Below are 23,292 nucleotides of genomic sequence, written 5' to 3' on the forward strand. Positions count from 1 at the left end.
GGGCCGATGTCGGAGGCCGAACGTAGACTCGACGCGTGGCAGCTGACTCCTTCGCTCACCTTCACGTGCACAGCGAGTACTCGATGCTCGACGGCGCAGCGCGCATCGGCCCGATGGTCCAAGAAGCCGTCAAGCAGGGCATGCCGGCCATCGCGGTCACCGATCACGGCAACACGTTCGCGGCCTACGAGTTCTACAAGACCGCGAAAGACGCCGGCATCAAGCCGATCATCGGCATCGAGGCGTACGTCACGCCCGGAACCCACCGTTCCGACAAGTCCCGTGTGCGGTGGGGCACCCCCGAGCAGCAGAGCGACGACGTCTCGGGCTCGGGCGCGTACACGCACATGACCCTCCTGTCCGAGACCACCGAGGGCATGCACAATCTGTTCCGGCTGTCGTCGCGGGCGAGCATGGAGGGCTACTACTTCAAGCCCCGCATGGACCGCGAGCTGCTGCAGACCTACAGCAAGGGCCTCATCGCCACGACCGGCTGCCCCTCGGGTGAGGTGCAGACGCGCCTCCGGCTCGGTCAGTACGACGCGGCGAAGGCCGCCGCGGCGGAATTCCAAGACATCTTCGGCAAAGACAACTACTTCGCCGAGATCATGGACCACGGTCTCTCGATCGAGCGCCGTGTCATGTCCGATCTGCTCAAGATCTCCAAGGAGCTCGACATCCCGCTCGTCGGGACGAACGACCTCCACTACACGCACCAGCACGATGCGACGAGCCACGCCGCCCTGCTCTGCGTGCAGTCGGGATCGACGCTCGACGACCCCAAGCGCTTCAAGTTCGACGGCGACGGCTACTACGTCAAGTCCGCCGCCGAGATGCGCCAGGTCTTCCGCGACAACCCCGAGGCGTGCGACAACACGCTCCTCATCGCCGAACGGTGCGAGGTCGAGTTCGACACCTCCGCCAACTACATGCCGCGTTTCCCGGTGCCGGCCGGGGAGACCGAGGGCAGCTGGATGATCAAGGAGGTCGAGAACGGCCTCCACGATCGCTACCCCGGTGGCATCCCGGATGCGGTGCGCAAGCAGGCCGAGTACGAGACCGACGTCATCCTGCAGATGGGGTTCCCGGGCTACTTCCTCGTGGTCGCCGACTTCATCAACTGGGCCAAGAACAACGGCATCCGCGTCGGACCCGGCCGCGGTTCGGGCGCCGGCTCGATGGTGGCCTACGCGATGAAGATCACCGACCTCGACCCGCTCCAGCACGGTCTCATCTTCGAGCGCTTCCTCAACCCCGACCGCGTCTCGATGCCCGACTTCGACGTCGACTTCGACGACCGCCGCCGCGGCGAGGTCATCCAATACGTCACCGAGAAGTACGGCGACGAGCGCGTCGCGCAGATCGTGACCTACGGGACGATCAAGGCGAAGCAGGCCCTGAAAGACGCCGGGCGCGTGCTCGGATTCCCGTTCAGCATGGGCGACAAGCTGACCAAGGCCATGCCGCCGGCCGTCATGGGCAAAGACATGCCGCTCGACGGCATGTTCAATCCCGAGCACCCGCGCTACAAAGAGGCGGGCGAGTTCCGCACGCTCATCGAGACGGATCCCGAGGCCAAGACGGTGTTCGACACCGCGCTCGGACTCGAGAACCTGAAGCGCCAGTGGGGCGTGCACGCGGCCGGTGTGATCATGTCGAGCGAGCCGCTCATCGACATCATCCCGATCATGCGCCGCGAGCAGGACGGCCAGATCGTCACGCAGTTCGATTACCCGGCGTGCGAGTCGCTCGGCCTCATCAAGATGGACTTCCTGGGGCTTCGCAACCTCACGATCATCAACGACGCCCTCGACAACATCGAAGCCAACCGCGGGCATCCTCTCGTGCTCGAAGACCTCGATCTCGACGATGCGGCATCCTACGAACTGCTCGCACGCGGCGACACGCTGGGCGTGTTCCAACTCGACGGCGGGCCCATGCGTTCGCTGCTGCGTCTGATGCGGCCCGACAACTTCGAGGACATCTCGGCCGTGCTGGCCCTGTACCGCCCGGGTCCGATGGGCGTGAACTCGCACATCAACTACGCGCTGCGCAAGAACAAGCAGCAGGAGATCGAGCCGATCCACCCCGAGCTCGAAGAGCCCCTCGCCGACATCCTCGACACCACCTACGGTCTGATCGTCTATCAGGAGCAGGTGATGGCCGTCGCCCAGCGCGTCGCCGGGTACACGCTCGGTCAGGCCGACCTGCTGCGCCGCGCGATGGGCAAGAAGAAGAAGAGCGAGCTCGACAAGCAGAAAGAGATCTTCTTCGGCGGCATGACCGAGCGCGGGTTCGGCGAGGTCGCGCAGCAGACGCTGTGGAAGGTGCTCGAATCATTCGCCGACTACGCCTTCAACAAGGCGCACACCGCGGCATACGGTCTCGTGTCGTACTGGACGGCCTACCTCAAGGCGCACTATCCCGCCGAGTACATGGCCGCCCTGTTGACGAGCGTCGGCGACTCGAAGGACAAGATGGCGGTGTACCTCAACGAGTGCCGCCGCATGGGCATCAAGGTCCTGCCGCCCGATGTCAACGAGTCGATCCGCTTCTTCGCCGCCGTCGGGGAGGACATCCGCTTCGGTCTCGGCGCGGTGCGCAACGTCGGCACCAACGTGGTCGACGGCATCGTCGCCGCCCGTCAGGATGCCAAGTACACGTCGTTCCACGACTTCCTGTCGAAGGTCCCGATGCACGTCGCCAACAAGCGCACCGTGGAGTCGCTCATCAAAGCGGGCGCGTTCGACTCCCTCGGATCCACGCGCCGCGCTCTGGTCGAGGTGCACGAGGACGCCTGCGAGGGCGCCGTGCTCGACAAGCGCCGGGAAGCCAACGGCGAGGTCGGTTTCGACTTCGACTCGCTGTGGGACGAACCCCAGCAGGTCGTCAAGGTGCCCGAGAGGCCCGAGTGGACGAAGAAGGACAAGCTCGCCTTCGAGCGCGAGATGCTCGGTCTGTACGTCTCCGACCACCCGCTTGCCGGCCTCGAGGTGCCCCTCGCGAAGCACGCCTCGACATCGATCCACGATCTCCTCGCGTCCGAAGACGTGCAGGACGGCGATCAGGTCACGGTGGCGGGTCTTCTCACCAGCGTCCAGCACCGCGTCGCGAAACAGAGCGGAAACCCTTACGGCATGGTCACTGTCGAGGACTTCAACGGCGAGGTGACCGTGATGTTCATGGGCAAGACGTACGCCGAGTTCGCCCCCGTGCTCCAAGCCGACTCGATCCTGGTCGTGCGCGGGCGCGTCTCTCGACGCGACGACGGCCTGAACCTGCATGCCCAGAGCGCCTTCACCCCCGATCTCGAGGGACTCGACGAGTCGGGCGGGCTCACGCTGGTCGTACCCGAACAGCGCGCCAACGAGGCGCTGGTGGGTGAGTTGGCGCAGATGCTCCGACGCCACTCCGGCTCGACCGAGGTGCTCCTGAAGCTGCACAAGGGGGGCACGGCGAAAGTGTTCGAAGTGCCGATGCCGGTTCGCGTGACCGCCGACCTGTTCGGCGAGCTCAAGGGTCTCCTGGGGCCCAATTGCCTCGGCTGACGCCCCGCCGACCGGTCGAGATACCGGAGCGTCGCAACCCCAGCAGACGCTGAAGACCCGCCGGTTACGATGTCCGGGCGCTGCGGCGCCCTGGGTGAAAGGACCCCCGTGAACGATCAGTATCCCCACGACACCTCCCAGCCCGACCCCGACCGCGATCACGTCGACCCGACGACCGCATCCGTCGCGTCGTCGGCGTCCGACGAGGCCGGGACTCCCGCCTCGATCGGCGCAGAAACGACCTCCGCACGCGACTCGTCCGCCGAGCACCCGCCGGTCGCCCCGTCGGCACCCGAGCACTCCTCCGCGCCGGTCCGTCCGGACACCGATCAGGTCGCACCCGCTCGCGCCGAGTCCGCGTCGTACGGCGTCGGGCCGTTCTCCGTGCGTGAGGTCGCCCTGCTGGGCGTCTGGGTGGTGGCCTTCTTCGTCTCGTTCTTCCGCACGAACATCCTGGATTCGCCGTCGGGCGTCCTCATCGGGGGCGGCAACGTGTGGTTGTCCGGGCTGTGGTGGATTCCCGCGGTGGCCCTCCCCACCGTCGCGGTCGGCCTGATCGTGCTGCGTCGACTTTCTCCGCAGGGCATCCGTCGGGTCGGCTCGCTCGGCATCGATCAATTCGCCTCGGTGGCTTTCACGGTTTCGGCCCTCGTGTGGGTCTCGTGGGTATGGGACACCGTGGCGGTCTTCGACCAGACCGGGATCTGGACGCGGTCCTGGGTGATCTGGGTGGAGGCCATCGTGCTCCTGGCCGGGGTCGTCCTCACCGTCTTCGCCCCGGTGATCCCGCCGTTCTCGGCGGATTTCCGCGGCCGTGAAGAGATCGCCGCACACCGCAACGCCCGTCCCATCCGACCGGTGGTCGCCCGTCCGCGCGCGCCGCGGGCCCCGCGCCCCGTCTCCGCACCCGCCGCCGCCGAGGCCGAGGCCGACGCGCCCACTCCCGGCAGCTACACCGGGTCCACCGACCTGCCGCACCACGATGCGGCGCCGGCGACCTCCGTGCTCCCCGCCACGCGCGGCGACGACACGGCGACCGACATCTTCGCGCCGTTGCACGCCGACACCGGGGCCGTGCCCGCGCACGAGACGGGACGCGAGGCCGTCCACGAGCCGCCCGTCGATGCCGGACACGGGTCCGAGGGCGACGATCACCACCATGCGCACGCCTTCTGGGCACTGGCACCCGAGGAGCGGGAGATCGTCGACGACTACGGCACGCCGATCTTCCGGATCGGGCCGACGGCGTGGGCGCTCGTGATCGAGGATCGCGGCGAGACGTTCGTCGTCCGTCACGATGACGGCCGGATCGGCTATCTGCACGACGTGTCGGGCGTGACCCGAGGCTGACGTCGCGAGAGGGTGGGGGTCGCCGGGCCCTCGCCCTCTCCTGTGTCCGCGACCCGGCTCGCGGATCGGATCCCTCTTCCGGCCCACCGGCCGGCTGCCTGAGCGCGCGCTGCGAGCCCTGGGGACTGCGCGAAAGGGCTCCGGGTCGGCCGGTAGCCTTGAGCCCATGCTCCGCACGATCGATCTCCGCGGCCGCGTCCTCTCGCCGGCCGAGCTCCTCGCCGTCGTCCCGCGCGCCGACGCCGCGCGCGACGAGGCCCTGGCCACCGCCGCCCGTCTGGTCGCCGACGTGGCCCATCGGGGCGAGGAGGCTCTCCGTGAGCAGGCCGCGCGCTTCGACCGTGTCAGCGACCACGCGATCCGCGTGCCCATGGCGCACCTCGACGAGGCCCTGCGCGACCTCGACCCGCAGATCCGCGCCGCCCTCGACGAGGCGATCGCGCGCGTGCGCACGGCATCCGCCGCCCAGGTCCCGGCGCCGGTCGTGACCGAGCTCGGCGACGGCGCCCGTGTCACGCAGCGCTGGCAGCCGGTGCGCCGCGTGGGCCTCTACGTGCCGGGCGGCAAGGCGGTCTACCCCTCGAGCGTCGTCATGAATGCCGTTCCGGCCCAGGTCGCCGGCGTGCGCGAGGTCGCCCTCGCCTCCCCGCCGCAGGCCGAATTCGGCGGACGCGTTCACCCCGTCATCCTCGCCGCGGCCCGTCTGCTCGGAGTGACCGAGGTCTACGCGATGGGCGGCGCGGGAGCCATCGGGGCGTTCGCCCACGGCGTCGCCGAGATCGGCCTCGACCCGGTCGACGTCGTGACCGGTCCGGGGAACAACTTCGTCGCCTCGGCCAAGCGCGCTGTCGCGGGCCGGGTGGGCACAGATTCCGAGGCGGGTGCCACCGAGATCCTCGTCGTCGCCGACGAGACGGCCATTCCGGCCCTCGTCGCGGCCGACCTCGTCAGCCAGGCGGAGCACGACGAACAGGCGTCGGCCGTGCTCGTGACCGACTCGCCCGAGCTGGCCGAAGCGGTGCGCGCCGCTCTGCCCGCCCGCGTCGCCTCGACGCGCCACACCGAGCGCGTCACGGCGGCGTTCCACGGGCCGCAGTCGGCCGTCGTGCTCGTCGACGACATCGCGCAGGCCACCGCCTTCAGCAACGCCTACGCGCCCGAGCACCTCGAGCTGCACCTGGCTGATCCACGCCCTGAGGACTTCGTCAACGCGGGAGCCGTCTTCGTCGGTCCCTACACGCCGGTGAGCCTGGGCGACTACCTCGCCGGCAGCAATCACGTGCTGCCGACGGGGGGACAGGCGCGATACAGCGCGGGCCTCTCCGCGGCGACGTTCCTCCGCCCGCAGCAGGTGATCGAGTACGACCGTGCGGCGCTCTCGCTCGTCCGGGATGCCATCGTGACCCTCGCCGACGCCGAGGCGCTCCCCGCTCACGGCGAGGCCGTGACCGCGCGGTTCGACGACTGAGGGAGACCCCATGCACTGCCCCTTCTGCCGCAACCCCGACTCCCGCGTCATCGACTCGCGCACGAGCGACGACGGACTGAGCATCCGCCGTCGGCGTCAGTGCCCGAAATGCGGGGGCCGGTTCTCGACGGTGGAGACGGCGAGCCTGAACGTCATCAAGCGGTCGGGAGTGGTCGAGCCCTTCAGTCGCGAGAAGGTCATGTCCGGCGTGCGCAAAGCCTGCCAGGGGCGCCCCGTGACCGACGCCGATCTCGCTGTGCTGGCGCAGCAGGTGGAGGAGGCGATCCGTCAGACGGGGTCGTCGCAGATCGAGGCGAACGAGATCGGTCTGTCGATCCTCGGGCCGCTGCGCGAGCTCGACGAAGTGGCCTATCTGCGCTTCGCGAGCGTGTACCAGGCCTTCGACTCGCTCGACGATTTCGACGCGGCGATCGCCCAGCTGCGCGCCGATCACGCGGGCCGACCCGCGAACGACGATCGCGACGTCGTCCAGTAGCCTGGCGGGGATGTATCCCCTTCTCTTCCGTACGGTCCTCTCGCGTCTCGATCCCGAGTTCGCCCACCATCTCGGTGCGCTCGTCATCCGCGTCGCCGGGGTGGAGCCCGTGGCATCCGTCGTCCGTCGTGCCACCGCGCCCAGTCCCGAGCAGCGGGTGCAGGCCCTGGGGCTGACGTTCGATTCGCCGTTCGGCGTGGCCGCGGGCTTCGACAAGAACGTCACGATGGGCCGCGGACTCGGCGCGCTCGGCTTCGGCCACGTCGAGGTCGGCACGGTCACCGCGCTCCCGCAGCCGGGCAACCCCAAGCCGCGTCTGTTCCGCCTCGTCGCGGACCGCGCCGTCATCAACCGGATGGGGTTCAACAACGACGGCGCAGCCGCTGCGGCCGCACGTCTGCGTCGGCTCCGCCGGTCCCGTCGCCGTCCGGTCGTCGGCGTGAACATCGGCAAGAGCCGGGTCGTGGCCGTGGAGGACGCCACGACCGATTACGTGCGCAGCGCCCGTCTGCTCGCGCCGCTGGCCGATTACCTCGTCGTCAACGTCTCGTCGCCGAACACGCCCGGACTCCGCGGGCTGCAAGCCGTCGAGACTCTCCGCCCGCTGCTGACCGCCGTGCGCGAGGCGGCGGGGGGCACGCCGCTCCTCGTCAAGATCGCCCCCGACCTCGACGACGACGAGGTGAGCGACATCGCCCGTCTCGCCGTCGATGCCGGACTGGCGGGGCTCATCGCCACCAACACCACCATCGCGCGGTCCGGACTGACGACGGATGCCGCGAAGGTCGAGGCTGCGGGCGCGGGTGGGCTCTCCGGCGCGCCCCTGAAGCGCCGCGCACTCGAGGTGCTCCGCCTGGTGCGCGAGGCGGTCCCGGCGGACTTCGTCGTGATCTCGGCCGGGGGAGTGGGCACCGCCGACGATGTGCGCGAGCGCCTCGCCGCGGGGGCCACGCTCGTGCAGGGGTACACGGCGTTCCTCTACCGCGGTCCCCTCTGGGCGCGTCAGATCAATCGCGGTCTCGCCCGCGCCCGCTGATCCTCACCGGATGCCGCGGCTCCCGGGCGGCTGACCGGGTCGCCGCCGGGGCCCCGCGCCCGCTGACCCTCGCCGGATGCCGCGTCCTCGGTGCCCCTGACCGGATCGCGCCGCGCTCCCGGACCGACGGTGGCGTGCGAACGCGCGCGTGGCGCGGCACGCCGTCCTGAACGCGCGGCACGGCGCAACGCCGCGCCGGGGCGGCCATGCGCCCACCTGCCTGCCGCCTCCGCCCGCTTTCGCAGCCCGTCGAGTGTCCAGGACACGCCGCATGCTCGCCCGTCCGGCGGCGTGTCGTGGACACTCGACGGCGGGAGGGTGCGCCTTCCGCGCATGACCCGCGATTCCGCGACCAACGACGAAGCGGCGCGCCTTCCGGCGCGCCGCTTCGTGAAACGGGGGATCAGGCGGGGTACTGGCCCCGCTTGACCTGAGCCTTCGGCAGGCGCATGAAGCGCATCTGCACGGTGCGCATCGCCGCGTACCACCCGAGGCCCTTCTCGAGGCGGCTCTCGCCGAACTTCTCCTTCGCGGCGCGCTTGACGCGGACCGAGGTGATGATCATGTCGCCGATGACGAAAAGGATGAAGATCCACAGCGCGACGAACGACCAGTACTGGAAGAACTGCACGGGGATCAGCGTCGCGACGATCACGAGCACCATGAACGGCATGACGCCCTCGCCGAGGTGCCAGCCGGCATCCACGAAGTCTCGTGCGAACCGGCGCTGTGGTCCGCGGTCGCGGACCGGCAGGTAGCGCTCCTCGCCCGCCGCCATGCCGATGCGGGCCTTCTCGCGCTGCGCAGCCAATTCTGCGCGAGCGCGGGCCTTCGCCTCTTTGGTGTCGGGGACCAGGGGGCGCTTGCGCGCGGCCTCCTGCTCGGCGCGCGAGGGTGTCGCGCGGCCCTTGCCCGATCCGAGCGCCGTCGAGTCGACGGGGGTGTCGTTGGGGGCGGGGGCGGGGGACTTGGCCACGGGAAACCTCGGTGATTCGCTGGTCGGGAGACTTAAGATTACCCGCATGACCCTCGACCTGTCCCGGCAGGAGGCTGTGCAAAAAGCAGCCGATGCCGGCATCCCCTCCGCCCTGGCCGATCTCGGCTCCCTCGTCCGCATCCCGTCGATCGCCTGGCCGGCCTTCGATCAGAGCGCTCTGGTGAAGAGCGCCGAGGCGGTCGCCGCCCTCCTCGAGGGCACCGGAGTCTTCGATTCGGTTGCGGTCACCCGCGCCGCGATCCCCGGTACCGATGAAGTGGGGCAGCCGGCCGTGCTCGCCTCACGCGCCGCCCGCAATGGTCGACCGACGGTTCTGCTCTACGCCCACCACGATGTACAGCCTCCCGGCGACGAGGCGCTGTGGGACTCGCCGCCCTTCGAGCCGACGCTGCGCGACGGGCGCCTGTACGGACGCGGTGCCGCCGACGACAAGGCCGGCATCATGGCGCACGTCGGCGCGATCCGCGCCGTCTCCGACGTGCTCGGCGACGACCTCGACCTCGGCCTCGCCGTGTTCATCGAGGGGGAAGAGGAGTACGGGTCGCGCTCATTCGGCCAGTTCCTCGCCGACAACGCCGAGACCCTGCGCTCCGACGTCATCGTGGTCGCGGACTCGGGGAACTGGGACGAGCGCACGCCCGGCCTGACGGTGTCGCTGCGCGGCAACGCGCGTTTCACCTTGACCGTGCGCACCCTCGCCCACGCCTCCCACTCCGGGATGATGGGCGGCGCGGTCCCCGACGCCATGCTCGCCACCGTGAAGCTGCTCGCCACCCTGTGGGACGACGACGGCGCCGTCGCCGTCGAGGGCCTTGCGACGCATGACGTCCCGACACCCGACTACGACGAGGCCACCCTGCGCGCCGAGTCCGGCCTGCTGGAGGGCGTCAGCCCCATCGGACGCGACTCGATCCTGAGCCGCATCTGGAACAAGCCGTCGATCACGATCACCGGGTGGGACGCGACCCCCGTCGAGGCGGCCTCGAACACCCTCGCGCCGCAGACGAGTGTGGTCATCAGCGCGCGGGTCGCCCCCGGTCAGGATGCCGGGAAGGCCTTCGCCGCGGTCCAGGCGCACCTCCGCGCTCACGCGCCGTTCGGCGCGCAGCTCGAGTTCAGCGACGTCGACTGCGGCGACTCCTTCCTCGTGGACACCGGGGGATGGGCCGTCGAGGAGGCGCGCGCCGCGTTCGCCGACGGCTACGGCGTCGAGTCGGTCGATGTCGGGATCGGGGGGTCCATCCCCTTCATCTCCGATCTCGTCCGCGAGTTCCCCGCGGCGCAGATCCTCGTCACGGGCGTCGAGGACCCGCACGCGCGCGCGCACAGCCCGAACGAGTCGCTGCACCTCGACACGTTCCGCAACGCACTGGTCTCGGAAGCGCTGCTGCTGGCGCGCCTGAACGAACGCACCGTCTGATCGGGGCCGCGTGGACGGGACGGGCGTAGACTCGTCTCGTCCCCGCGACCGATCAACCCGAAGGGCATCGCCATGACCGACACCACTCTGTCGTCCTCCGCCGAGACCCGCGAGCACGGCGTCGGCCTGACCGCGGCCGCCTCCGACAAGGTGAAGAGCCTGCTGTCGCAGGAGGGTCGCGACGACCTGCGCCTGCGCGTCGCCGTCCAGCCCGGCGGCTGCTCCGGCCTCATCTACCAGCTGTATTTCGACGAGCGCTACCTCGACGGTGACAAGGTCGTCGATTTCGACGGCGTCGAAGTCATCGTCGACGACATGAGCGTGCCGTACCTCGACGGCGCGAACATCGACTTCAAGGACACGATCTCGGAGCAGGGCTTCACGATCGACAACCCCAACGCGCAGGGCTCCTGCGCCTGCGGCGACAGCTTCCACTGAGCTCGGTCGACGTCCTCCGACATCGGCGTCACGGACCCCCGGGGCCACGGATCGCACCGTGGAACCCGGGGGTTTCCGATGTCTCGGCACTGGACGAATGGCCAGAGAACGGTGAGAGGTTGCCGTAGACTGTCAAAGCTTCATCCACGACCCGGAAAGGTGCATTGTGCCCTCCAAACGTCGCCTTCGCTGGGCCGCGCTCCCTCTCGGGATCGCGTCCGTCGCACTCCTCTCGGGCTGCACCACGTCCCAGCTGCACGGATTCCTGCCCGGCTTCGTCGATGACGGCCCGGCCGCGACGAACCACACCGACATGGTCGCCGGCCTGTGGGTCAACTCGTGGATCGTGCTCCTCGCCGTGGGTGTCGTCACCTGGGGTCTGATGCTGTGGTCGGTCATCGCCTACCGCCGTCGTCGCGGTCAGTCGGGACTGCCCGTCCAGCTGCGGTACAACATGCCGATCGAGATCTTCTACACGATCGTCCCGCTCATCCTGGTCGTCGGCTTCTTCGCCTTCACGGCGCGCGACCAGAACACGCTCGAGACGCAGTACGACGACCCCGACGTGTCGATCACGGCCTACGGCAAGCAGTGGGCGTGGGACTTCCAGTACAACGGCGAGAAGGAAGACAACTCCGACGCCGTGTACTCGATGGGTGTCCAGGCGAAGGCCACCTCCGACGGCTACGACCTCGACGACGTGCCGACGCTCTACCTGCCGGTGAACAAGACGGTCAAGATCGACCTCCGCTCGCGCGACGTCATCCACTCGTTCTGGATCATCGACTTCCTCTACAAGAAAGACATGTACATCGGCCGCGACAACGAGTGGTCGTTCACGCCCACCCGTGAAGGCACCTACGAAGGCAAGTGCGCGGAGCTCTGCGGTGAGTACCACTCCGCGATGCTCTTCAACGTCAAGGTCGTCAGCGAGGCCGAGTACACCGACTACCTGGACTCCCTGCGCCGCGCCGGCGACGTGGGCGACATCAGCGACCTGTCGCGTCTGCAGAACCTGACCACCGGCGTCGAAGGGAACGAGTGATCATGGCCACGACGCTTCCGCTCCAGGGGACCGGGCCCTCGCGCCCGACGACTCTCCCGCCGCGTCAAGCCGCACTGCTCAGCACCACGCGTGTGGAGCAGAAGGGCAACCTGGTCGTCAAGTGGATCACCTCCACCGACCACAAGACCATCGGGTACATGTATCTGATCGCCTCGGTGATCTTCTTCATGCTCGGTGGAGTGATGGCGCTCATCATCCGCGCCGAGCTGTTCGAGCCCGGGATGCAGATCATCCCGACCAAAGAGCAGTACAACCAGCTCTTCACCATGCACGGCACGATCATGCTGCTGATGTTCGCGACGCCGCTGTTCGCGGGCTTCGCGAATGCGCTGTTGCCGCTGCAGATCGGCGCCCCCGACGTGGCGTTCCCGCGTCTGAACGCCTTCGCGTTCTGGCTCTTCCTCTTCGGCTCCACCATCGCGGTGTCCGGCTTCCTCACCCCGCAGGGTGCGGCCGGCTTCGGTTGGTTCGCCTATCAGCCCCTCGCGAATGCGAGCTTCTCGCCCGGTGTCGGCGGCAATCTCTGGATGCTCGGCCTCGGCATCAGCGGTTTCGGCACGATCCTCGGAGCGGTCAACTTCATCACGACCGTGCTCACGATGCGTGCCCCGGGCATGACCATGTGGCGCATGCCGATCTTCTCGTGGAACACGCTGATCACGAGCATCCTGATCCTGCTGGCGTTCCCCGTCCTCGCGGCGGCGATCTTCGCGGCGGCTGCCGACCGCGTGCTCGGTGCGCACATCTACAGCCCCGAGAACGGCGGCGTCCTGCTCTGGCAGCACCTGTTCTGGTTCTTCGGTCACCCCGAGGTGTACATCATCGCGCTGCCGTTCTTCGGCATCGTCTCGGAGATCTTCCCGGTCTTCAGCCGCAAGCCGATCTTCGGTTACAAGACGCTCGTGTACGCGACCATCGCGATCGCCGCTCTGTCTGTCGCCGTGTGGGCGCACCACATGTACGTCACCGGCGGTGTGCTTCTGCCGTTCTTCGCCCTGATGACGATGCTCATCGCGGTGCCGACGGGCGTGAAGATCTTCAACTGGATCGGAACGCTGTGGCGCGGCTCGGTCACCTTCGAAACACCGATGGTCTTCGCTCTCGGCTTCCTGGTGTCGTTCGTCTTCGGCGGTCTCACCGGTGTGATCCTCGCCTCGCCGCCGCTGGACTTCCACCTGTCCGACTCGTACTTCGTGGTCGCCCACTTCCACTACGTCGTCTTCGGCACGGTCGTGTTCGCGATGTTCGCCGGCTTCTACTTCTGGTGGCCGAAGTGGACCGGCAAGATGCTCAACGAGCGTCTCGGCATGGTGCACTTCTGGATGCTGTTCGTCGGCTTCCACATGACCTTCCTGATCCAGCACTGGCTGGGTGTCGACGGCATGGCTCGTCGCTACGCGGACTATGCCGCGGCCGACGGATGGACGTGGGAGAACCAGCTGTCGACCGTGGGATCGATGATCCTCGGCGCGTCGATGATCCCGTTCCTGCTCAACGTGTGGATCACGGCTCGCAAGGCGCCGCGTGTGACCGTCGACGACCCCTGGGGCTACGGCGCATCGCTCGAGTGGGCCACGTCGTGCCCGCCGCCGCGACACAACTTCACCTCGATCCCGCGCATCCGCAGCGAGCGTCCCGCCTTCGACTTGAACCACCCCGAGGCCGGCATCCCGGTTGGTGTCGGTCCGGTCAAGGACGCTCCCGATACGCCCGTCGTCGACGCAGCTGCCGGAGAGGTCAAGTAACACATGCGTACCAACGTCAATCTCTGGTGGATCATCGCGGTGTTCTCGTTCGTCATCGCGGCGGTCTACACGGTGTGGAGCCTGCTTCAGCACGGCGGTGTCGAGTGGGTGGGAACGGTCGCCCTGGCGTTCCTCGGGCTCATGTCTTCGATGATCGCCTTCTACATCGGCCGTGTCATGAAGGCGCAGCGCGGTGACCTCCCGGAGGACATCCTCACGGCCGACATCGACGACGGCGACCCCGAGATGGGCGAGTTCAGCCCGTGGTCCTGGTGGCCCATCGTCCTCGCGGCCTCTGCGGCGATCGCCGTGATCGGCCTCGCCGTGGGCAGCTGGCTCGTCCCCGTCGGTTTCGCGGTGTTCGTCGTCGCGATCGTCGGCTGGGTGTACGAGTACTACCGCGGGTACTTCGCGCGCTGATCCTGTGCCCGTCCGTCTGAGAGCGGCTGCCGTCTCCGACGCCGGCGCCCATCGACCCACCAACCAGGACGCCGCCTTCGCGGCGTCCTGGGGGGCGGCTGTCGCCGATGGCGTCGGCGGCGGTCCGTCCGGAGACCTCGCATCCGCCGCCCTCGTCCATCGCCTCGTGGCGACGAGCGGGGGCGGGCTGGATGCCGACGGCCTCCTGGTTCGCATCCGTGAAGCCAATTGGGACATCCGCGCCCACGTCGAACGCGATCCCGCGCTCGAGGGGATGGCAACGACGTTCACCGGCATCTTCCTCAGCGTCAGCGGTGAGTTGCTGCTGGCGCACACCGGTGATTCCCGCGCTTACCTCCTTCGCGACGGAGAGTTCACTCGGGAGACCCGCGACGACTCCTACGTTCAGGCGCTCGTCGACCATGGGATCATCCCTCCCGAGGCTGCCGCGGCGCACCCGCGCCGTAACATCATCACCGCCTCGCTCGGCGGCGCCGAGGGTGATGTCGTATCGGTGGCGGAACGGCCCCCGATCCTCGGCGACCGGTGGGTTCTCTGCAGCGACGGTCTCACGGACTACGTCCCGGAGGCCGATGTCGCCCGTCTCATCGCCGAGGCGCCCGACGCCCGCTCCGCAGCGGCGGCGGCAGTCGCCCTCGCGCTCGAGGCAGGGACGCGCGACAACGTCACGGTGGTGGTGTGCGACGTCGTGGACGACGATGAGACCGACGGCGGGGAACCGATCTTCTTCGGGTCGGCAGCTCGCTGGTTCGCAGAAGACGTGGAAACCGCCTGACCCCTCACGCGGTTGTCGATCGTCTCCTCCGCGGAGGTGGCCTCCTCCGCGTCAGCGCCCGTCTGAGCGCGAGTCCTCGCGCGCGAACGCATCTATCGCATCCTGGGCGATCTGCGCGCTGCGAGGGCCACCGTGGCCGTCTTCCTCCACGATTTCGAGTCGGCTCCCCGGCCACGATCGGTGCAATCGCCATGCCGTGAGTGCCGGCCCGCTGATATCGCGCCGCCCGTGCACGAGGACCCCGGGGATGCCGGCCAGCTCCCCGATGCGGACGAGCACGGCACGATCACCGGGCAGGAAGCAGTCGCGCGCCCAATAGTGCGTGACGAGTGTGGCGAAGTTCCGTCGTTGATGGGGGTCGTCGTGCAGGAAAGGGCCCGGGCCCGCCAGGGGGCCGAGTGACATGTGGGTCGCCTCCCATTGGTCCCACCGGTCGCCGGCGTCGCGGCGGACCGCGGGGTCGGGATCGCGCAGCAGACGCGCGTACCCCTCGATCGTGCGCTCGTCGGCGCGAAGGGGCTCGCGCAGGCGAGCGTGGGCCTCGGGGAAGACGGGTTGCATCCCGTCGGTGATCCAGTCGATCTCCCACCGGCCACCGCTCGTCACCGCGAGGTTGACCACTTCGCTGACGCGCTGAGGATATTCGAGCGCGTAGGCGAGCGCCAGCGTCGACCCCCATGAGACGCCGTGGAGCAGCCAGCGGTCCACGGCGAGGTGCTCGCGCAGGGCTTCGAGATCGTCGAGGAGGTGCGTCATCGTCTGCGTCTCGAGAGTGGAGAGATCGTCCGACGCCCAGGGCGTGCTGCGTCCGCATCCGCGCTGATCCAGTCCGATGATGAGGTGGAGTCGGGGGTCGAAGCGTCGGCGGTACCCACCCTTGCCGAGACCACCGCCGGGACCGCCGTGCAGGTAGAGCGCGGGTCGACCGGTAGGGTTGCCCGACACCTCCCAGTAGAGGCGTGCGCCGTCGGGTCTGTCGAGGTATCCGGACGTGAACGGGTCGAGAGGCGGATGCTGCATCGACGCAGCCTACGGGAGATCCCCTGCGGTCGTGCCGTCGGAGTCATCGTCGCCCCGCGGAGCGCGTGATCGTCAGCGACTCGACGCGCGAGTCGCGAGTAACCGATTTCGCGATCCGCCGGCGACCGTCCCGTCCTTCCGGCGGCCACGTCGGGCGGTCGACAACTGCGTACGGCCGTCAGGAGCGTCCCGGCGTCACGTGCGTACAACCATCACCGTGGGGTCGAAGACGCGCTCGAGCGGTCCGTGGTCGTTCTCGACCGGCTGTCCCTCGCGCACCCAGTACTCGTAGCCACCGATCATCTCGCGGACGCGGTAGCCGAGCTCCGCGAACGCGAGGGCGCCCTTCTGCCCGGCGTTGCATCCCGGGCTCCAGCAATAGACGACGACCTCGACGTCAGGGTCGATCTCCCGGGGCGCTCGCGCGGCGATGTCGCGGTAGGGCATGTGGACGGCTCCGACGATACGACCCTGGGTCCACGCGTCTTCCCCGCGCACGTCGACGAGAACGAAGCGATCCCCGGCTTTCTGCGCGGCGTAGACATCCGAGGGGTCCGTTTCGTGGGCGAGGCGGTGACGGAAATAGTCGAGGGCGTCGGTCATGGCTCCACGGTAGGACCGCGTCCACGCCGTAGGGGAGAGGTTCGGATGCCAGGCGTCGTCGTCTTCCTGCCAGGAGACCGATCGCTCATCCCCGAAGCACCCAGGAACGCGGCGGGGCCGGCGGCATCCGGTGAATCCCCGGGTGGAGCGCCTCTCGATTGTCGCGCGGACGCGAGCCTCCTGCGGAGGGTCGACGGAGCAAAAGACGGAACCCCCGGCGCCGTAGCACCGGGGGTTCCGTCAGGGAGGAGTGGTTACTCGCTCTTGCCGTCGTTCGGACGGTTGCGCTCCTCGAGGCCCTTGGGGGCCGGGATCTCGACCTCGACGCGGCCGCCGACCTCATTGTGAGGGCGACCGTCTTCATCGGCGCGAGCGTTGGCACCGGCGATCTCGTCGGCCTCCTCGTGCGCGATGTGGTCGAGCTCGTGGTGCTGGTGAGCCACCGCCGCGTCGATCTCGGTCTGCGTGAGGGGAGCGAGGCGGTCCTCGAAGAACCACCGCGACACCGACGCACGCACGTTCTCGTGCCAGGGGATCTGACCCTTGTCGTTCGGGCGGACCACCAGAGGCTCGTAGGTCTCGTTGTCGACCAGCTTCCAGCGCTCGTACTCGTCGACCGGCTGGTGGACCTCGATGTACTCGCCACCGGGGAGGCGGACGATGCGACCCGACTCGTAGCCGTGCAGCGCGATCTCGCGGTCCTTCTTCTGGAGCGCGATGCAGATGCGCTTGGTGACGAAGTAGGCGAGCACCGGTCCGAGGATCAGCAGTGCCTGGAGGGTGTGGATGACGCCCTCCATCGTGAGGTGGAAGTGCGTCGCGATGATGTCGGACGAGGCAGCCGCCCACATCACGGCGTAGAAGGTGACACCCGCGGCGCCGATCGCCGTGCGCGTCGCGGCGTTGCGCGGGCGCTGGGCGATGTGGTGCTCACGCTTGTCGCCCGTGACCCACGCCTCGATGAAGGGGTAGATCAGGACCAGAACGATGAACAGACCGAGGACGGCCACCGGGAAGATGATGTTCCACGACCAGGTGTGGCCCCAGAGCACGAACTCGAGGTGCGGCGGGACCAGACGCAGGGCACCGTCGGCGAAGCCGATGTACCAGTCGGGCTGGGTACCGGCGGACACGGGAGACGGGTCGTACGGACCGTAGTTCCAGATGGGGTTGATGGTCACGAGGGCGGCGATCAGGACGATGACACCGAACGTGATGAAGAAGAATCCGCCCATCTTGGAGGCGTAGACCGGGAGCATCGGGTAGCCCACGACATTGCTGTTCGTCCGGGCGGGGCCGGCGAACTGCGTGTGCTTGTTGATGATCATCAGCATCAGGTGCACGGCGAGCAGGGCCACGAGGATCGCGGGCAGCAGCAGGATGTGCAGCGTGTACAGGCGTCCGACGATCGCGGTTCCGGGGAACTCGCCGCCGAAGAGCAGGAACGAGGTCCAGGTTCCGATGATCGGCAGACCCTTGATCATGCCGTCGATGATGCGGAGGCCGTTACCCGAGAGCAGGTCGTCGGGGAGCGAGTATCCGGTGAAGCCCTCGGCCATCGCGAGGATGAAGAGGATGAAGCCGACGACCCAGTTGAGTTCGCGGGGCTTGCGGAACGCACCGGTGAAGAAGACGCGCAGCATGTGCACGCCGATACCGGCCACGAACACGAGTGCCGCCCAGTGGTGGATCTGGCGGACCAGGAGACCACCGCGCAGGTCGAACGAGATGTGCAGCGCCGACTCCATCGCGGCCGACATCGCGATGCCGCGCATGGGCTCGTAGGCACCGTTGTAGTGCGTCTCGACCATCGAAGCCTGGAAGAAGAACGTCAGGAACGTACCCGAGAGCAGGACGACGACGAAGCTCCACAGCGCGATCTCACCGAGCATGAACGACCAGTGGTCGGGGAAGACCTTGCGGCCGAGCTCCTTGACGATGCCCGACATGCTCGTGCGCTCGTCGAGGTAGTTGGCGGCGGCGCCGACGAACTTGCCGCCGAGCGGCTTGCCGTCGCGGCCGGCCGGGGCCTGAGGCGGCCCGGAGTACACGGCCGGTTCGGTCGTGACGTTCTCGGTGGGGTGGGTACCGGTGCTCATGAGCGCTCCCAGAAGCTGGGGCCGACGGGCTCGTGGAAGTCACTCTGCGCGACGAGGTAGCCCTCGGCGTCGACGGTGATGGGGAGCTGCGGCAGGGGACGGGCGGCCGGGCCGAAGATGACGGCCGCACCGTTGGCGACGTCGAACTGCGACTGGTGGCAGGGGCACAGGAGGTGGTGGGTCTGCTGCTCGTACAGCGCCACGGGGCAGCCGACGTGCGTGCAGACCTTGGAGTACGCGATGATGCCGTCGTACGACCAGTCCAGGTTGTTGGTCTCGGGGTTCAGCTGCTCCGGCTGCATGCGCATGAGCAGGACGATGGCCTTGGCCTTCTCTTCGAGGTAGCCCTCGTCGTGGCCGAGGCCGGCGAGATCCTCGGGGATGACATGGAAAGCGGAGCCGAGGGTGACGTCGGCGGCGCGGATCGGACGACCCGAGGGGTCGTGCGAGAGGCGCATTCCCTCTTTCCACATCGTGTGGCTCAGAGCGGTCACCGGGTCGACGTCCTGCGGAGCCAGACCACGGAACAGCGTGATACCCGGGATGACCGAGGCGGCCAGGGCGGCGAACATCGAGTTGCGGATGATCTCGCGACGGCCGAATCCGGAGTCCTTGTCGGCCTCGGCGAAGACGTTGATCGCACCTTCGCGGACCTGGTCGCGCCCACGCGTGGCGTGACGGTCTTCGATGTACTCCTTGTCGGACATCACCGACTTGCCCCAGTGGATGGTGCCGATGCCGATCGCCAGCAGCGCGAAGGCGATGCCGAGTCCGATGAAGAGATTGTTGTAACGGATGTCGATCAGCGCGCCCGACTCGATCGGGAAGATCATGTAGGCGATGCTCGCCCAGATGCTCGCCGCGACCGAGAAGTAGAACAGCGTGTAGACCGTGCGGACCGCGCGCTTCATCGTCGCCGGGTCCTGGTCCGTCATGCGCTGACGGTGACCGGGAAGGCCGGGGTTCTGTACGGCGTCGGGAACCGCGACGGCGAGCCCCGAGCCGGGCTTCCAGGAAGCCCTCTCGTGCTCGAGTGCGTCGTCCGCGTGTGCCATAGTGCTGTGCTCCTCGTGCGTTTACGTAATGTCGAAGACGACGGTCAGTTGGACTTCGCCGTGATCCACACGGTCAGGGCGATGAGCGCCCCGATACCGAAGATCCAGATGAACAGACCCTCAGAGACCGGACCGAGCGAGCCGAGGGCGTAGCCACCCGGGGAGTCGTTCTTCTGGAGGTACATCAGGTAGGAGATGACGTCGCGCTTGTCTTCGGGGGTGAGGTTGAGGTCGTTGAAGACCGGCATGTTCTGCGGCCCGGTGACCATGGCGGCGTACATGTTGACGGGCGTGACCGTGTGGAGGTCGGGCGCCCACTTGCCTTCGGTCAGCGCGCCACCGGCGCCGGCGACGTTGTGGCACATGGCGCAGTTGATGCGGAACAGTTCGGCACCGTGCGACAGATCGCCCTCGCCGTCGACGAGGTCGGCCGAGGGGTACTCGGGGCCGGGAGCGGCCGACTGCACGTAGGCGGCGATCGCGTTGATCTGCTCCTCGGTGAACTGCGGCGGCTTCACGGGAGCCTGCGGGCCCTGGGCCTGCAGCGGCATGCGGCCGGTCGAGACCTGGAAGTGGACCGACAGCTCGCCGACGCCGAACAGGGAAGGACCCTGCTGGCTGCCCTGGAGGTCGAGACCGTGACAGGTGGCGCAGTTCGCCTGGAAGAGCTTCTGACCCTCGTCGACCGCGGTCGCCGAGTTCACCTCGCTCTCGGGGACGGTAGACGTCGCGGCCATGGCGGCCGACGCGCCGGCGTAGACGACTCCGGTCAGGAGGAGGCCGATGCCGATCAGCGCGGCAGCGGCCAGGGGGCTCCGGCGACCGGATGCCCGACGAGTCTTCTTCTCGCGTGCCATGTGGTGCAGCTCTCTTACTTGAGGAAGTAGATGACGAAGAACAGGGCGATCCAGACGACGTCGACGAAGTGCCAGTAGTAGGACACGACGATCGAGGTGGTCATCTCTTTCCGGCCGAAGTTCTTCACGGCGTATGCGCGACCGATCACGAGAAGGAAGGCGATGAGGCCACCCGTCACGTGGAGGGCGTGGAAGCCGGTGGTGAGGTAGAAGGCCGAGGCGTAGGGGTTGGCACTGATGGGCATGCCCTCCGCCACCAGCGTCGCGTACTCCCACACCTGACCCGACACGAAGACCGCGCCGAGGATGAAGGTGAGGTAGAACCACTCCACCATTCCCCACTTGAGGAAGCCCGTGGGCTTGCCCGTGCGGTACGGCTGGTACCGCTCCGCAGCGAACACGCCCATCTGGCACGTGACCGAGGACAGCACGAGGATGATCGTGTTGACGGTCGCGAAGGGGACGTTGAGCAGCTGCGTCTCTTCGGCCCAGAGGGGCGCGGAGGTGCTGCGCAGGGTGAAGTAGATCGCGAACAGGCCGGCGAAGAACATGACCTCGCTGCCCAGCCACACGATCGTGCCCACGGCGACCGGGTCGGGCCGCTTCACGGCACGCACAGCCTGGGAATACGTCGCTGAGGTCGTCACCGTTCCATTATGCGCGATCCCGAGGGCCGATATTCCCATCCCCACCCTGGGATATTCCATCGTCGAGACTTAGGGAAGCCTCAGAATCCGCAAGGAATCCCCGGTGCGGAGGCGGTTCCACGGCCGTGGGCCTCCGTGAGGGCGAGCGACACGCGTGTGAAAGGATCATGGCATGGCGGAACGCTTCACTTGGCCCGATCTGCTCTCCTCGTTGCTCGCGGGTACCGACCTCAGCGTGTCGGAGTCCACGTGGGCCATGCGGCAGGTCATGGCCGGAGAGGCGACGCCCTCGCAGCTCGCGGGATTCCTGATGGCGCTGCGGGCGAAGGGCGAGACGGTCGAGGAGATCGTCGGATTCCGTGACGCCATCCTGGAGGCCGCTGTACCGCTGCCGGTACGGGCCGAGGTGCTCGACATCGTCGGTACCGGGGGAGACCGCTACGGCACCGTGAACGTGTCGACGATGGCGGCCGTGGTGGCGGCGGCATCCGGAGTCCCCGTCGTGAAGCACGGGAACCGTGCCGCGAGTTCGGCGTCGGGGTCGAGCGACGTGCTGTCGTCGCTGGGCATCGCCCTGACGCTCGCGCCCGAGAAGGTGGCCGAGACGCTGGAGCGCACGGGCATCACGTTCGCGTTCGCCTCGGCTTTCCACCCCGGCTTCCGTCACGCCGCGGCGACGCGCTCCGAGCTCGGCGTGCCCACGGTCTTCAACTTCCTGGGGCCCCTGTGCAACCCGGCCCGAGCCGAGGCCAATGCCGTGGGCGTCGCGCACCTCGACCGGGTGCCGCTCATCACCGGCGTCTTCCGGACTCGGGGGGCTACCGCCCTCGTCTTCCGCGGCGACGACGGCCTCGACGAACTGACGACCACCGGCCACAGCCGGGTGTGGGAGATCAGCCGCGGCGACGTGCACGAGCACGATCTCGACCCGCGGGATCTCGGCATCCCTCTGGCCGACATCGACGACCTGCTGGGCGGGTCTCCCGATCACAACGCCGAGGTGGTGCGGCGGGTGCTCGGCGGAGAGACCGGACCGGTCCGCGACATCGTGCTGTTGAACGCCGCGGCGGGGCTCGTGTCGTTCCGCCTGTTCCAGGATGCGGCCCAGGTGCAGCGTCCGATCCTCGAGCGCCTCGCCGAGGCGATGGCCGATGCGGCGGCGGCGATCGACGACGGTCGAGCCTCCGCGAAGCTCGACGCCTGGGTGCAGACGTCGAAGGACCTGGCGGAGTAGGGCATGGATCCGCTCGACGCGCTCACCGAGATCGCGTACCTGCTCGAGCGGGAGAGGTCGTCGCGGTACAAGTCGAAGGCGTTCCGCGCGGCGGCCGCCGCGATCGAGGGTCTGTCCGTGGAGCAGCTGCGCGACCCGGCACTGCGGCGGCGCCCGGGCATCGGCGACTCCACGTTCGCCGTCATCCAGCAGGCCCTGGCCGGCGAGGTGCCCGAGCGACTGTCGAGACTGCGCGAGGAGACGGCGGCGGTAGGGGGCGACACGGTGCGCCCGCTGCTGCGCGGCGATCTGCACAGCCACAGCGAGTGGTCGGACGGGCTGACCCCGATCGAGGCGATGGTGGACGCGGCCCGCGGGTTGGGGCACGAGTACCTCGCGCTCACCGACCACTCTCCGCGGCTGACCGTCGCGAACGGTCTGTCGCCGGAGCGCCTGCGGGCGCAGATGGAGATCGTGCGGGGTCACCGTGGTGAGGGGTTCACGCTGCTCACCGGGATCGAGGTCGACATCCTGGACGACGGGAGCCTCGACCAGGAGGACGAGCTGCTGCACGCGCTCGACGTGGTCGTGGCATCCGCTCATTCCAAACTGCGCATGGAGCGTCGGCTCATGACGACGCGTCTGGTGGCGGCGGCGCGGGATCCTCGGGTCGACGTGCTGGGGCACGTGACCGGCAGGCTCGTCGAGGGGGCGCGGGGGACGCGCCCGCCATCGGAGTTCGACGCCGAGGCGGTGTTCGCGGCGTGCGCGGAATCGGGCGTCGCGGTCGAGATCAACTCGCGGCCCGAGCGGCAGGATCCGCCCGACGAGATGCTTTCCCAGGCGATCGCGGCGGGGTGCCTGTTCTCGATCGACTCCGACGCCCATGCTCCCGGCCAGCTGTCGCTGCTCGACTACGGGGCGGCGCGCGCCGAGGCCCTCGGGGTGCCCGTCGAGCGGATCGTGACGACGTGGCCGCTGCCGCGGCTGCGGGAGTGGCTCGTGAGGAAGCGCTGAT

Annotated in this window: 20 protein-coding genes; 13 read left to right on the forward strand and 7 right to left on the reverse strand. The window is 68.4% G+C overall.

Annotation, left to right across the window (positions count from 1 at the left end; genetic code table 11):
• Positions 1-35 precede the first annotated feature (35 nt).
• The 5 genes from dnaE (at position 36) to AB0N80_RS12700 (ending at position 7,898) form a co-directional block, all read left to right on the forward strand.
• Positions 36-3,548: a DNA polymerase III subunit alpha gene (gene dnaE, locus AB0N80_RS12680; protein ID WP_363578902.1), complete on the forward strand. Its 3,513-nt coding sequence runs from the start codon at positions 36-38 to the stop codon at positions 3,546-3,548.
• 108 nt (positions 3,549-3,656) lie between these two features.
• Positions 3,657-4,898, forward strand: a complete 1,242-nt coding sequence (locus AB0N80_RS12685) for a hypothetical protein (RefSeq protein ID WP_363578903.1) — start codon at positions 3,657-3,659, stop codon at positions 4,896-4,898.
• A gap of 166 nt (positions 4,899-5,064) precedes the next feature.
• Entirely contained in the window at positions 5,065-6,366 is a 1,302-nt protein-coding gene (gene hisD / locus AB0N80_RS12690) for a histidinol dehydrogenase (RefSeq protein WP_363392402.1), read from the forward strand.
• Positions 6,367-6,376: 10 nt separating this feature from the next.
• A complete protein-coding gene (gene nrdR / locus AB0N80_RS12695; protein ID WP_076674915.1) occupies positions 6,377-6,862 on the forward strand; it encodes a transcriptional regulator NrdR in 486 nt (161 codons plus the stop codon).
• A 10-nt stretch (positions 6,863-6,872) separates the two neighbouring features.
• Complete coding sequence (locus AB0N80_RS12700; protein ID WP_363578904.1) at positions 6,873-7,898, forward strand: quinone-dependent dihydroorotate dehydrogenase; 1,026 nt, start codon at positions 6,873-6,875, stop codon at positions 7,896-7,898.
• A gap of 403 nt (positions 7,899-8,301) precedes the next feature.
• Here AB0N80_RS12700 and AB0N80_RS12705 read toward each other — a convergent pair whose 3' ends face one another.
• Positions 8,302-8,874 (reverse strand): DUF3043 domain-containing protein, encoded by a 573-nt coding sequence (locus AB0N80_RS12705; protein ID WP_315992969.1) that lies wholly within the window; start codon positions 8,872-8,874, stop codon positions 8,302-8,304.
• A 46-nt stretch (positions 8,875-8,920) separates the two neighbouring features.
• Here AB0N80_RS12705 and AB0N80_RS12710 point away from each other — a divergent pair, with 46 nt between their 5' ends.
• The 6 genes from AB0N80_RS12710 to AB0N80_RS12735 all read left to right on the forward strand — a co-directional run bounded on the left by AB0N80_RS12710 (position 8,921) and on the right by AB0N80_RS12735 (position 14,780).
• Complete coding sequence (locus AB0N80_RS12710; RefSeq protein WP_363578905.1) at positions 8,921-10,315, forward strand: dipeptidase; 1,395 nt, start codon at positions 8,921-8,923, stop codon at positions 10,313-10,315.
• A 72-nt stretch (positions 10,316-10,387) separates the two neighbouring features.
• Positions 10,388-10,753 carry an iron-sulfur cluster insertion protein ErpA gene (gene erpA, locus AB0N80_RS12715; protein WP_056227791.1) on the forward strand — a complete coding sequence of 122 codons (366 nt, stop codon included), beginning with the start codon at positions 10,388-10,390 and terminating at the stop codon, positions 10,751-10,753.
• Between the two features lie 166 nt (positions 10,754-10,919).
• Positions 10,920-11,798, forward strand: coding sequence for a cytochrome c oxidase subunit II (gene coxB, locus AB0N80_RS12720; protein ID WP_315992967.1), 879 nt, complete (start codon positions 10,920-10,922; stop codon positions 11,796-11,798).
• Between the two features lie 2 nt (positions 11,799-11,800).
• Positions 11,801-13,564 carry a cytochrome c oxidase subunit I gene (gene ctaD, locus AB0N80_RS12725; protein WP_315992966.1) on the forward strand — a complete coding sequence of 588 codons (1,764 nt, stop codon included), beginning with the start codon at positions 11,801-11,803 and terminating at the stop codon, positions 13,562-13,564.
• Between the two features lie 3 nt (positions 13,565-13,567).
• On the forward strand, positions 13,568-13,984 hold the full coding sequence (locus AB0N80_RS12730) for a cytochrome c oxidase subunit 4 (protein ID WP_315992965.1): 417 nt from the start codon (positions 13,568-13,570) through the stop codon (positions 13,982-13,984).
• Between the two features lie 4 nt (positions 13,985-13,988).
• A complete protein-coding gene (locus AB0N80_RS12735) occupies positions 13,989-14,780 on the forward strand; it encodes a protein phosphatase 2C domain-containing protein (RefSeq protein ID WP_315992964.1) in 792 nt (263 codons plus the stop codon).
• A gap of 51 nt (positions 14,781-14,831) precedes the next feature.
• Here AB0N80_RS12735 and AB0N80_RS12740 read toward each other — a convergent pair whose 3' ends face one another.
• From AB0N80_RS12740 to AB0N80_RS12765, 6 genes are all read right to left on the reverse strand, one after another.
• The gene (locus AB0N80_RS12740) at positions 14,832-15,800 is read right to left on the reverse strand and encodes an alpha/beta fold hydrolase (RefSeq protein WP_363578906.1); all 969 of its coding nucleotides are present in this window, start codon (positions 15,798-15,800) and stop codon (positions 14,832-14,834) included.
• Positions 15,801-15,995: 195 nt separating this feature from the next.
• Positions 15,996-16,403, reverse strand: coding sequence for a rhodanese-like domain-containing protein (locus AB0N80_RS12745; protein ID WP_315992962.1), 408 nt, complete (start codon positions 16,401-16,403; stop codon positions 15,996-15,998).
• Positions 16,404-16,657: 254 nt separating this feature from the next.
• Positions 16,658-18,502, reverse strand: a complete 1,845-nt coding sequence (locus tag AB0N80_RS12750; RefSeq protein ID WP_363578907.1) for a cytochrome bc complex cytochrome b subunit — start codon at positions 18,500-18,502, stop codon at positions 16,658-16,660.
• Positions 18,499-19,557, reverse strand: coding sequence for a Rieske 2Fe-2S domain-containing protein (locus AB0N80_RS12755; protein ID WP_363578908.1), 1,059 nt, complete (start codon positions 19,555-19,557; stop codon positions 18,499-18,501). The genes AB0N80_RS12750 and AB0N80_RS12755 overlap by 4 nt, the downstream gene beginning before the upstream one ends.
• 44 nt (positions 19,558-19,601) lie before the next feature.
• Positions 19,602-20,414, reverse strand: a complete 813-nt coding sequence (locus AB0N80_RS12760) for a cytochrome c (RefSeq protein ID WP_363578909.1) — start codon at positions 20,412-20,414, stop codon at positions 19,602-19,604.
• 14 nt (positions 20,415-20,428) lie between these two features.
• Positions 20,429-21,100: a heme-copper oxidase subunit III gene (locus tag AB0N80_RS12765; RefSeq protein ID WP_315992959.1), complete on the reverse strand. Its 672-nt coding sequence runs from the start codon at positions 21,098-21,100 to the stop codon at positions 20,429-20,431.
• Positions 21,101-21,233: 133 nt separating this feature from the next.
• Here AB0N80_RS12765 and trpD point away from each other — a divergent pair, with 133 nt between their 5' ends.
• On the forward strand, positions 21,234-22,295 hold the full coding sequence (gene trpD, locus AB0N80_RS12770) for an anthranilate phosphoribosyltransferase (RefSeq protein ID WP_315992958.1): 1,062 nt from the start codon (positions 21,234-21,236) through the stop codon (positions 22,293-22,295).
• A 3-nt stretch (positions 22,296-22,298) separates the two neighbouring features.
• Positions 22,299-23,291 (forward strand): PHP domain-containing protein, encoded by a 993-nt coding sequence (locus AB0N80_RS12775; RefSeq protein ID WP_363578910.1) that lies wholly within the window; start codon positions 22,299-22,301, stop codon positions 23,289-23,291.
• Position 23,292: the final 1 nt, after the last annotated feature.

Source organism: Microbacterium sp. NPDC089188, assembly GCF_040685155.1.
In the GTDB taxonomy this organism is placed as follows: Bacteria; Actinomycetota; Actinomycetes; order Actinomycetales; family Microbacteriaceae; genus Microbacterium; species Microbacterium galbum.

What these genes read in the sequence shown, in the direction of transcription:
- AB0N80_RS12750 (WP_363578907.1), bottom strand. Translation starts at nt 18,502, where the DNA reads ATGAGCACCGGTACCCACCCCACCGAGAACGTCACGACCGAACCGGCC.
- AB0N80_RS12740 (WP_363578906.1), bottom strand. Translation starts at nt 15,800, where the DNA reads ATGCAGCATCCGCCTCTCGACCCGTTCACGTCCGGATACCTCGACAGA.
- erpA (WP_056227791.1), top strand. Translation starts at nt 10,388, where the DNA reads ATGACCGACACCACTCTGTCGTCCTCCGCCGAGACCCGCGAGCACGGC.
- AB0N80_RS12765 (WP_315992959.1), bottom strand. Translation starts at nt 21,100, where the DNA reads ATGGGAATATCGGCCCTCGGGATCGCGCATAATGGAACGGTGACGACC.
- trpD (WP_315992958.1), top strand. Translation starts at nt 21,234, where the DNA reads ATGGCGGAACGCTTCACTTGGCCCGATCTGCTCTCCTCGTTGCTCGCG.
- AB0N80_RS12730 (WP_315992965.1), top strand. Translation starts at nt 13,568, where the DNA reads ATGCGTACCAACGTCAATCTCTGGTGGATCATCGCGGTGTTCTCGTTC.
- AB0N80_RS12775 (WP_363578910.1), top strand. Translation starts at nt 22,299, where the DNA reads ATGGATCCGCTCGACGCGCTCACCGAGATCGCGTACCTGCTCGAGCGG.
- AB0N80_RS12710 (WP_363578905.1), top strand. Translation starts at nt 8,921, where the DNA reads ATGACCCTCGACCTGTCCCGGCAGGAGGCTGTGCAAAAAGCAGCCGAT.
- AB0N80_RS12700 (WP_363578904.1), top strand. Translation starts at nt 6,873, where the DNA reads ATGTATCCCCTTCTCTTCCGTACGGTCCTCTCGCGTCTCGATCCCGAG.
- AB0N80_RS12760 (WP_363578909.1), bottom strand. Translation starts at nt 20,414, where the DNA reads ATGGCACGCGAGAAGAAGACTCGTCGGGCATCCGGTCGCCGGAGCCCC.
- AB0N80_RS12755 (WP_363578908.1), bottom strand. Translation starts at nt 19,557, where the DNA reads ATGGCACACGCGGACGACGCACTCGAGCACGAGAGGGCTTCCTGGAAG.
- ctaD (WP_315992966.1), top strand. Translation starts at nt 11,801, where the DNA reads ATGGCCACGACGCTTCCGCTCCAGGGGACCGGGCCCTCGCGCCCGACG.
- hisD (WP_363392402.1), top strand. Translation starts at nt 5,065, where the DNA reads ATGCTCCGCACGATCGATCTCCGCGGCCGCGTCCTCTCGCCGGCCGAG.
- nrdR (WP_076674915.1), top strand. Translation starts at nt 6,377, where the DNA reads ATGCACTGCCCCTTCTGCCGCAACCCCGACTCCCGCGTCATCGACTCG.
- AB0N80_RS12745 (WP_315992962.1), bottom strand. Translation starts at nt 16,403, where the DNA reads ATGACCGACGCCCTCGACTATTTCCGTCACCGCCTCGCCCACGAAACG.